The 10,353-nt window shown below is 61.4% G+C and carries 9 protein-coding genes; 7 read left to right on the top strand and 2 right to left on the bottom strand.

From position 1 onward, the window contains the following. The coding region (locus D769_RS24610; protein WP_008650603.1) for a porin at window positions 1-807 on the top strand (807 nt) is incomplete at its 5' end. 168 nt (window positions 808-975) lie between these two features. Here D769_RS24610 and D769_RS24605 read toward each other — a convergent pair. Then, entirely contained in the window at window positions 976-1,272 is a 297-nt protein-coding gene (locus D769_RS24605) for a hypothetical protein (RefSeq protein ID WP_040011230.1), read from the bottom strand. Between the two features lie 357 nt (window positions 1,273-1,629). On the opposite strand from D769_RS24605, the gene zigA reads away from it, so the two are divergent. Genes zigA through D769_RS24575 form a run of 6 tightly spaced genes read left to right on the top strand, consistent with a single transcriptional unit; the run spans window position 1,630 to window position 7,844 of the window. Further along, window positions 1,630-2,823 (top strand): zinc metallochaperone GTPase ZigA, encoded by a 1,194-nt coding sequence (zigA, locus tag D769_RS24600; protein WP_008650601.1) that lies wholly within the window; start codon window positions 1,630-1,632, stop codon window positions 2,821-2,823. A 60-nt stretch (window positions 2,824-2,883) separates the two neighbouring features. Next, window positions 2,884-3,813: a GTP cyclohydrolase FolE2 gene (gene folE2, locus D769_RS24595; RefSeq protein ID WP_040011229.1), complete on the top strand. Its 930-nt coding sequence runs from the start codon at window positions 2,884-2,886 to the stop codon at window positions 3,811-3,813. Next, on the top strand, window positions 3,810-5,228 hold the full coding sequence (gene cysS, locus D769_RS24590) for a cysteine--tRNA ligase (RefSeq protein WP_008650598.1): 1,419 nt from the start codon (window positions 3,810-3,812) through the stop codon (window positions 5,226-5,228). The genes folE2 and cysS overlap by 4 nt, the downstream gene beginning before the upstream one ends. A 26-nt stretch (window positions 5,229-5,254) precedes the next feature. Then, window positions 5,255-5,839 (top strand): 6-carboxytetrahydropterin synthase, encoded by a 585-nt coding sequence (locus D769_RS24585; protein WP_008650596.1) that lies wholly within the window; start codon window positions 5,255-5,257, stop codon window positions 5,837-5,839. Continuing rightward, window positions 5,836-6,396, top strand: a complete 561-nt coding sequence (locus D769_RS24580; protein ID WP_008650594.1) for a hypothetical protein — start codon at window positions 5,836-5,838, stop codon at window positions 6,394-6,396. Before D769_RS24585 ends, D769_RS24580 begins: the two co-directional genes overlap by 4 nt. Window positions 6,397-6,446: 50 nt before the next feature. Next, on the top strand, window positions 6,447-7,844 hold the full coding sequence (locus D769_RS24575; protein ID WP_008650592.1) for a dihydroorotase: 1,398 nt from the start codon (window positions 6,447-6,449) through the stop codon (window positions 7,842-7,844). Between the two features lie 61 nt (window positions 7,845-7,905). On the opposite strand, the gene D769_RS24570 is transcribed toward D769_RS24575, so the two are convergent. After that, window positions 7,906-10,092: a TonB-dependent siderophore receptor gene (locus D769_RS24570; protein WP_008650582.1), complete on the bottom strand. Its 2,187-nt coding sequence runs from the start codon at window positions 10,090-10,092 to the stop codon at window positions 7,906-7,908. Window positions 10,093-10,353 lie beyond the last annotated feature (261 nt).

Genomic DNA, 10,353 nt, shown 5'->3' with positions numbered 1-10,353 from the left:
TCGAATCTCGTGCTCACGCACAACACGTCAAGCTTCCTGACGATGGGCAGCTTCACGCCGGTGGCCTATGCGCCAGAGTTCGAGCCGGTGGTAGGCATCTCCGGGCCAAATTTCCGGGAAAGCAACATGGCGCAGTATCAGGGGGTGTTCGGCCCGGTCACCGCCACGGCGCATTGGTCGTTCGGAGAGCGCGCGGGTACCTTCGCCGCCGGGTCGGCCTACGGTGTGGGTGTTTCGTATCTGAACGATGTATTCGGCGTCGCGCTTGGGTACGACGAAGTGAAAACACTGAATACGGCACAAGTCGCTGGCAACTCGACGTCGAACGACTACGGCCGTGACATGCGCGCCACGGTGGCAGCTAGCTACATGCTCGGGCCAGTGAAGCTGGTCGCGGGATATCGCTGGGGGAACTCAGTGGCGCCGTCGACCGGCACACCATCGCTGCTGCCACATCGGGACAACATGTACTGGGCTGGTATCAACTGGTATGCGACTGGCGCACTCAAGCTGACGCTGGCGTACTACTACGACGATATCAAGGATGCCACCATCGGCGGTGTGCATACTAATCCGAAGAACCTGCAGCAATATCTGGCGCTGGCGGATTACAACCTCTCAAAGCGCACCGACGTCTTCCTTGGTGTCATGTACGCCCGCAATGCCTCGCTGAACTGGGACAACATCACCTACTTGCCGAATGGCCAATCCATCGGCTATTCACCCGCTACCTCTCAGGTCTACTACAAGACGCCAAGCTCAAGTGGACAGCTTGGCGTGTCAATGGGCATGCGGCATGTCTTTTAGGCATTTTTGGCGATGAGCCAGGTCAATGCCTGGGTCCTTGCCGGGAGTCTGTGCTTCCATCAGTGCAGATTTCCGGCGCAATGTCCGTTCGCAGTTGGAACCGGCCTTCGCGGGCCACACCGCCGCGTGTCGCCTCTTGGCCGAGCGAGGGGTCAGGCAGCACCCGAACTAGCCAAATCGATCTCGATTTGCGGTTCTCGACAGCAGCAACTCATTTGCTGAATCGAGGTTGCCGGTGTCTGGAACGATCGCGCCTGCGTGGATGAGCCGCTTGGCTCGCCAGAGTGGGATGCGATCGATGATGGAGGCGTTCTCTGGGGTCATCACGGCAACGTGCACAACATGCAGGGTAATCGGTGATCGCACCGTAACGAGGCGATGGCCCGCTGCCATCAGACCAATGATTCTGCGCTGAAGAATGGAGTTACCCACTTCGGATACTTGAGCGATGACGGGAGGATCCATGCTGCAGTCCTTTTTCCCCATGCAGTTGACATCTGATGCCTCGGTCTTCGCATTTCGTGCCACGATGCCGTGGCAGATCGCCTGGCAGTACGGGACATCAGCCCAAGTTGCATTCAGGCAACGCAGATAGATGGAGGCGGCAGATAGAGGGAGACAGCAGGGCCCGCATGTCGACTTCGATCGCTACAAGCTGGCCCCGCCGACGGCGCTGTTGGTGTTGCCGCACTCGTCGCTTTGGGGGCTTTGAAAATTTGGCTTGAAATGCAACAAGGTTGCATTTAAGATCTGTTTGCAACAATGTTGCATTAACAGATCGCCCGCATTTGGCAGGATGCCTTGCGGGCAAACCAAATCCTCATGCTTCCAGCCAAGCTTCCTGTCACCGTGCTCTCGGGCTTCCTCGGCGCGGGCAAGACCACCTTGCTTAATCACATCCTCCATAACCGTGAGGGTCGTCGCGTCGCGGTGATCGTCAACGACATGTCCGACGTCAACATCGATGCCGCGCTTGTCCGGGATGGCGGCGCCAATCTTTCGCGGACGGAAGAGACATTGGTCGAGATGAGCAATGGGTGCATCTGCTGCACGCTGCGCGAAGATCTGCTGCTGGAAGTCGACCGGCTGGCGAGGGAAGGGCGATTCGACCAACTGGTTATCGAATCGACCGGGATCTCGGAGCCCTTGCCGGTGGCGGAGACCTTTACGTTCGAAGGCGAAGATGGCCGTAGTCTCAATGAGGTTGCCCATCTGGACACCATGGTCACGGTGGTCGACGCCTTCAATTTCCTCCGCGACTACGGTTCGCGCGACAGTCTGCAATCGCGCGGCGAGTCACTGGGCGAGAAGGATGCGCGCACCGTCGTGGACCTCCTGATCGATCAGGTCGAATTCTGCGATGTGCTGGTCTTGAACAAGGTCGATCTGATCGTCGACGCGGACCGCGAGCGCCTCCTGGCCATTCTGCGCGCGCTCAACCCCAGGGCACGTATCGAGATCGCCGAGTTTGGCCGGGTGCCTCTCGATCGGGTGCTCGACACAGGTTTGTTCGATTTCGAGGAAGCATCGAAAGCGCCCGGCTGGATACAGGAAATGCGCGGCAAGCACGTGCCTGAGACCGAGGAATACGGCATTCGCAGCTTCGTCTACGGCGCCCGTCGACCATTTCATCCTCAACGCTTCCACGCGTTTGTCGCGGCCGAATGGCCGGGTGTGGTGCGGTCAAAGGGGTTCTTCTGGCTGGCAAGCCATCCGACGCTCGCGGGAACCTGGTCTCAGGCTGGCGCCGTTGCCAGGCACGGTCCGGCCGGTTACTGGTGGGCCGCGGTGCCGCCCGAGCGCTGGCCGGACGACCCGGAGTCCGTTGCCTTGATTCGCGCCAAATGGGACGACAGCGTCGGCGATGCGCGTCAGGAGATCGTGTTGATTGGTGTCGACATGGACGAGTTCGAACTTCGTAGATGTCTGGACGCCTGCCTGTTGACGGACGACGAGATGGCGCAGGGTCCTGATGCGTGGACCACCTGGCACAACCCCTTTCCTGACTGGCCCTGACACTTGGGGCTCCCCATGCGCCTAGGACATTGGGGATGCCTTCCCAATCCGAACGAAAGCATGAGCGCAGCCCTTCCCGACGTTTCCTTGACCGAAGTCTCCCCGACCTTCACCCCGCTGGAGTGGGTCGGCATGCAGGGCATCGACCTGCCAATCAGGCTTGTCGAGCCTGGCTATCGGCGTCAGTTGCACGCCCGCGCGGACATTCATGTCGACCTGCCCGCGCCCAGGGTCAAGGGGATCCATATGTCTCGCCTGTACGCGCTGCTGGATGCGCCGGACGATGGCGCGGGTCTTTCGCCCATCCGCATACGGCAATTGCTTGAAGCGGTGGTGGACAGTCATCGCGATTGCGAGACAGGCGGCGCGCGGCTACGCCTGCGTTTTGATCTGCTAGTCCGTCGCCCCGCATTGGTCACGGAAGGCATTGCAGGATGGAAGTCGTATCCGGTACGGCTGGACGCATCGCTGGTTGGCAATGTCTTTGCGCTGACGGCTCGGGTAACGGCAGGCTACTCGTCGACTTGTCCGTGCTCCGCGGCATTGACCCGGCAACTGGTAGAGCGAGGGTTTGCGAAGGCGTTCGCGTATAAGCGTCACGTCGACGTCGCCGAAGTCTCGGCCTGGTTGCGGCAACACGGCACGCTGGCGACGCCACACAGCCAGCGTAGCGAGGCGTCGATCACTGTGGATATTGCCGTCGATTCGCCAAACCTGGGTCTTCTCGACCTGATCGACCACATCGAGCGCGCGCTTGGCACGCCACTACAGACTGCCGTCAAGCGTGCCGATGAGCAGGCATTCGCCGCGCTGAATGGCCAGAATCTCATGTTCGTTGAAGACGCGGCGCGCCGCATTCAGGTTGCGCTGGACGGACGTTTCGCGAATCCCAGGGTTCACGTTCGGCACCTTGAAAGTCTCCATCCTCATGATGCGGTGGCTTGGGCAGCGCCGTTGCAGATGAAGCATGCACGGGAGGTGGCCGCATGACTTCCGCGCTCAGCCTCTACAACTCGCTGACCCGCAAGAAGGAGCCCTTGCGGACCGGGCAGCCGGGCCGCGTCGCGATGTATGTCTGCGGGCCAACGGTCTACAACTTCGCGCATATTGGCAATGCCAGACCGGCTGTTGTTTTCGACGTGCTGGCGCGGCTACTGCGCGAGCAATACGCAGAAGTGGTCTACGCTCGCAACTTCACCGATGTGGATGACAAGATCAACGCGAGCGCGGCGGCGGAGGGCGTGCCTATCGGCACCATTACTGCGCGCTACATCGATGCCTACCACGAGGACATGCGGGCGCTGGGCGTGTTGATTCCTGACCTGGAGCCGCGCGTCACCGAGCACATCCCCGCGATCATTGCCTTGATACGGCGGCTGATCGCAAACGGGAATGCCTATGTCGAACAGGATCATGTCCTGTTTCACGTGCCGTCCTTTCCCGCGTATGGCCAGCTTTCGGGTCGCCGACCTGAGGACATGCTCGCCGGCGCACGCGTCGAGGTCGCACCATACAAGCGCGATCCGCTGGACTTTGTCCTCTGGAAGCCGTCCACTGCCGAGCTTCCGGGTTGGCCGAGTCCGTGGGGACGCGGGCGACCAGGTTGGCATATCGAATGCTCAGCCATGATCGGGCAACACCTGGGAAGCACGATCGACATCCACGGGGGCGGCCAGGATCTGATATTCCCGCATCACGAGAATAAGATTGCCCAGGGCACTTGCGCGAATGGCGAGATGTACTGCCGCACCTGGGTTCACAACAGCTTCGTTACCGTGGACGGCCAGAAAATGTCCAAGTCGCTCGGCAACGTTCTGCTGCTGCGCGATCTGCTGGGGCAGGCGCCGGGGGAGGCGATACGACTGGCGTTGCTTTCGGCGCATTACCGGCATCCGCTCGACTGGAACGCGCAGCGCCTGCTGACGGCGCGCCAGACCCTGTCGCGCTTCTACCGGGGGCTGAAGACAGTTGAACACATCGAGATCTCGCCCGGCGAAGAGCCTGACGAGGAGGTAATCGCGGCCCTCAACAATGACCTGAACATTCCGGGTGCGCTGGCGCGACTCCACGTGTTGCTCGCCGAGCTGGAAAAGGCAGGTACCGATGCCGGCCGATCCGTGGCCAAGGCGCGGGTGACGGCGTCGGGACGGTTGCTCGGATTGTTCCAGCAGGATCCAAACTCCGCGCTCCAGGCACTGGCCGGGCCAGCAGACATCCATGGTCTCGCCACTGCTGCGGACGCGGCACGGATCGACCATTTGGTCGCGGAGCGCGAGCAGGCCCGCAAGCGCCGCGACTTCGCACGGGCAGACGCACTGCGTGAGGAACTTGGCGCGGCCGGTGTCCTGGTTCACGACACGGCCAATGGGAGTACCTGGACCCTTGTCGATGGAACTCCAGCATAAGGGCGGCGGGCGCACGTGACGACGGCATGCTGATTCGCAAGCTCTTCCGCTTCGAGAACGCCCATATCGTGCGCGGATGCAGCACGAGGCGCTGCTCGCATTCCATCCACGGGCATTCGTACAAGATCGAGTTACTGCTGGAGGCACACTCACTCGACCATGGACAGATGGTCTATGACTTCGGCCTGCTCAAGGGCGGCGCGTTTACGCTGATCGACGCCTTCGACCATGCGGTCACGCTATGGACCGGCGACGACCCAGCGTATCTGGCATCCATGCGCCAGCATTCAGAGCGTTGGGTGTTGATACCGGTGTCGCCAAGCGCCGAACAATTCTCAAGGTTGTTCTTCCGGCTGGTGGATGCGGTGCTAGCCACGACCGCCTTGCGCAATGGCGAGGGAGACGTGCGATTGCACTCCGTCATCGTCCATGAAACGGAGACCGGCTATGCGCAGTGTTTCCGTGAGGACGCCGAGAATCCCCGCATGGGGCGCATCGAGCTTGAATCCATCGTCTTCGCGCCCGCCATCACGGCGCAATGGTGCGACGCGGCGTTGTTCGAACGGTTAAAACGCGCGTGCGGATTAGCACGCCAGGAATCCGCTACATGATCAGAAAGAACCCGAGCGGCGATCTGCCGCAGATTCACCCGAGCGCCTTCGTTGACCCGACGGCCGTCCTGTGCGGCAAGGTGGTTGTTGCGGAGAACGTATTTATCGGTCCCTACGCGGTGATTCGTGCCGACGAGGTAGATGCCAATGGCCAGCTTGAGCCGATCCTGATTGGCGCGCATTCCAACATACAAGACGGCGTCGTCATCCATTCCAAGTCTGGCGCGCGGGTATCGATCGGGGAACGCACCTCGATCGCGCATCGTGCCATCGTTCACGGTCCGTGCCGGGTCGGTAATGGGGTGTTTATCGGATTCAATAGCGTGCTATTCGACTGCGTCGTGGAAGACGGCTGCGTGGTGCGATTCAACGCCGTGGTCGATGGCTGCCATCTGCCGGCCGGCTTCCATGTTCCGTCGACGATGCGCATTGGACGATCCACAGACCTTGCCACACTCCCCAAGGTGTCCGTCGACGCCAGCGAGTTTTCCGAAGATGTCGCGCTGACCAACAACGCGTTGGTGCGCGGATACAAAGCCATCCAGAACGAGTTCTGAAACATGTCGGTTGCTCCTACGCTGCCACGCACAATCATGGAGGGCACAGCATGATGGATGGAACATTCACCGATGTTGGGCGGTCATCGGCACGCCGCCATGCGGACCTGCTGGTGATTGGCGGCACCCTCGCCACCCCCAACGGTGTCGAGCGCGCCGATGTCGCATGTGCGGCCGGTCGCATCGTGGCGCTTGGAGACCTGCAGCACTCATGGGCGGCCGATGCCACGCTCGACGCGAAGGGTCTGCACGTACTGCCGGGCGTTATCGATAGTCAGGTGCATTTCCGGGAGCCCGGCTTGACGCACAAGGAAACGTTGGAGGCCGGCACGCGCGGTGCGGTGCTAGGCGGCGTCACGGCGGTATTCGAGATGCCGAACACGCAACCGCTCACATTGCGTGCAGAGGATCTCCAGGCGAAGCTTGATGCGGCACGGGGACGAGCGTGGTGCGACCACGCGTTCTACATCGGCGGGTCGTCCGTAAATGCCGAGCATCTGGAGTACCTGGAGAGTCTGCCTGGCTGTGCTGGCGTGAAGGTCTTCATGGGCAGCTCGTTTGGCGACCTGCTGGCGGATGAAAACGAGGTGCTATGTCGGATCCTGGCGCACGGCCGCCGCAGGATGGCCGTGCATGCTGAGGATGAGGCCCGCCTGCGCGACCGCAAGGTCATCGCCGAGTCGAGCGGCGACGTGCGCCAGCACCCGGTCTGGCGCGACGCCAGCAGCGCATTGCTGGCCACGCAGCGCATCGTGACGCTTGCCGGGGATACTGGGCGGCGCCTTCATATCCTGCATGTTTCGACTGCCGAAGAGATTGCCTTCCTATCGGATCGGAAGGATCGCGTGACAGTTGAAGTGACGCCGCACCACCTGACCCTGGAGGCGCCAGAATGCTACGAGCGCCTGGGGACGCTGGCACAAATGAATCCTCCGGTGCGTGAACGTCGCCACCGGGACGCCCTATGGCAAGCGATTCGCGAGGGCGTCGTCGATGTCATCGGTAGTGACCATGCGCCTCACACGCTTGAGGAAAAGAGTCGTCCATATCCAGCTTCGCCCAGCGGCATGACCGGTGTGCAGACACTGGTGCCGGTGATGCTGAATCATGTGCATCGTGGTCAATTGAGCCTTCAGCGATTCGTCGACCTGACAAGCGCCGGACCGGCCCGGATCTTCGGTGTCGAAGGGAAGGGCCGTATCGCGCTTGGCTACGACGCCGACTTGACGCTGGTCGATCTGGAGGCTCGCAGGACCATCCGCAACGACTGGATCGCGAGTGTCAGCGGATGGACGCCCTATGACGGCATCGGCGTTACGGGCTGGCCGATCCATACCGTGGTGCGTGGCCACATCGTCGTGCGGGACGAAGCGCTCGTCGGGACGACACCTCTGGGTCGACCGTTGCGCTTCCTTGAAGCGCCACCTCGAGTGCCAGCCGATATCTGAGATCAGGTGGTAGCCGGGCCCAGCCGGGGCAGCCAATGGATGCTGATGGTGCGCGTGTCCGTCAGAACTGCAGCGACGCGTTTGCCAGGAACGTGCGTGTTGACGCTGGCAGGACAAAGCCATCGTACGTGGTCGTCCAGTACCGGCGTCCAAACACATTGTTGACCACAGCGCGCACCGTCAGCGTCTTGCCGGCCATGCGTGTGGTGTAGCGCGCGCCGACATCGGCGGTGGTGTATGACGGTATGTGCTGCGTGTTGGCCGAATTGACATACATATCGCCGGTTACCTTGGCGCCGGTCCACAGCGTCAGGCCGGGGGCGAACGGGGTGTCGTACTCGATGCGGCCTGTCACGATGTAGTTCGGCGTGGCGAACACACGCTTGCCATTGACCAGGGGATCGTCGACGCCAGAGGTCTTCGTGTCGAGCCACAACACACCACCCATCAGCCGTATATCGCGTGCTACGCGCAACCAGCCGCTTGTGTCCAGACCGGTGAAACGCTGGCTGCCGTCCTGCACGAAGTAGTTGGCCGAGTTGGTGTACTCGTAGCCCTTTTCGACGCGGAACAGCGCGACGTTGGCGCCCCACTTGTCGCGGTCGGTCTTGAATCCAAGTTCATACTGCCGGCTCTTGAGTGGGCCAAAGGTCTGCCCGGCGTTGACATTGGTGACGCCCGCCGAGCCTCCTTGCTCCAGCGACTCCACGTAGCTGACATACGCCGTGGAGAAGTCGTCGGTTTTGTACATCAGCGCAACGGTTGGGGTGAACGGAGTCGCGCTGTAGTGCGAGGTTTTGACTTGCGACGGATCGTAGTTGTCCTGCGTGAAGTCGTTGTAGCGCACGCCGGCCAGTACCGAAAAACGTGGCGTGAACTGGATTGTGTCGCTCAGGTAGACCGATTTCTGCTGAATCCTGTAGTCGCGGTACGGGATGTAGTCCTTGCCCACGCCCGGCTGCTCGGGCAGCGGCACCGGGTTATACAGATTGCTGGTGCCCATGGGGATGCCATTGCCGCCAAGACCGTTGTCGAGTTCGCGCACCTGCGAGAGGTAGCCAATGCCGGCAACGATATCGTGCTTGATCGCACCCGTCTCGAACTTGCCCTGCACCATTGCGTCGTACGCCTGGTAGTAGTAGGCGGTCTTCCAGCGGTAGTTAGTGTCGGAGAAATCCCCGGCACTATTGGTAACGTACAGGAAGCTGTCGGCGTTAAGCCGGTTCTGGCGCGCAAATCGATACTTGAAGCTGGCCTGCCAGGCATCGTTGATGCGGTAGTCCACGCCGGTGCCTACGGTAAGCGTGTCGGTCTCGTGCGACGACCACGGCTGTGCCAGATTCCGGGCCACGCTGCTGGCGGGCGGAATGGACAGGTCCGACGCGAACGACAGGCCGAAGATCGTGCCCTGCGACTTGCGCTTCCAGTACATGACGTCGGCATTCCATGTGAGGTCCGGGGTGATGCGGAAATCCGTGGCCAGCGAGAAGGCCTGGCGCCGCACATGCACGTTTGGCTCGTTGGTGTTGCCATCCTCGTTGACCGCATTGATCCGATAGCCGAAGCGGTCATCCACGCCGAAGCGACCGCCGAGGTCGACCTTCTCGCTCCAGACGCTGTTGGCCTGGTAGCCGACCGTGACTTCTCGCAATGGCTTGTCCGTCGGACGTTTCACCACATAGTTGATGATGCCGCCGGGTGAGCCGAAGCCGTACATGAAGCCTGACAGCCCCTTGAGCAGTTCCACCTGTTCGAATGGTTCGAGTGGCATGTCGGCATCCCACGTGACGAAGTTCTGCCCATCCACCTTGGTGCCATTGAGCATGTCCACGCGCATGCCGCGCACGGCGAAGTAGGAGTTCTCGGTCCGCGCGTTATCGCCCAGCACCGACACGGCCGGGTCGTACTTGAACACGTCGTTGGCCGTCTGCGCCAGGCGTTGCTGGATCTCGTCGCCCGATACGGCCACCACGGAGAAGGGCGTATCCACGGGCTTGCGGTCGCCCAGCGCGCCGCTATTGACCCGTTCCACTTTGACGGCCTCCCCGGAGCGGTCCGCCACCACGGTAGCCGCCGGCAACATGGTCGCGTCGGCTGTGTCCTGCGACTGTGCCTGCGCTGGCTGCGAAAGGCTGAAGCTCAGCGCGGCAATGGCTACCGGCGACAGGATCGGCAGCGGGCGCGCCGAACGCGTCGAATTACGCGCGCGCAAGCTCGCGTGCCTGTCGAGTGAATCAAGCATGGACATACAGACTTCCTGGATTGTTGTTGTTCTGGTGCGTGGCTCCGCACCCGGATGCGGCTGAATTCGACCGGAATACTAATACGAATGCAAATGATTTGCATTTATTACGATGTTCAGATGAGGGTCAAACGAGGGGCGATGTTCGGGTCGTTGCCAGGAGAGAGGCATCCGATCGGCCACAAAAGAGCGCTGTAGCTATCTTTTTGCCCCATACGCGGCACCGATTCGTCGAGAAAGCAACATGTCTGCCAATGTCTTATCCGA

The organism is Cupriavidus sp. HMR-1, assembly GCF_000319775.1.
Taxonomy (GTDB): Bacteria; Pseudomonadota; Gammaproteobacteria; order Burkholderiales; family Burkholderiaceae; genus Cupriavidus; species Cupriavidus metallidurans.
Note: the sequence above shows the minus strand (reverse complement) of the source record. Positions and strands in the feature narration are given on the sequence as shown.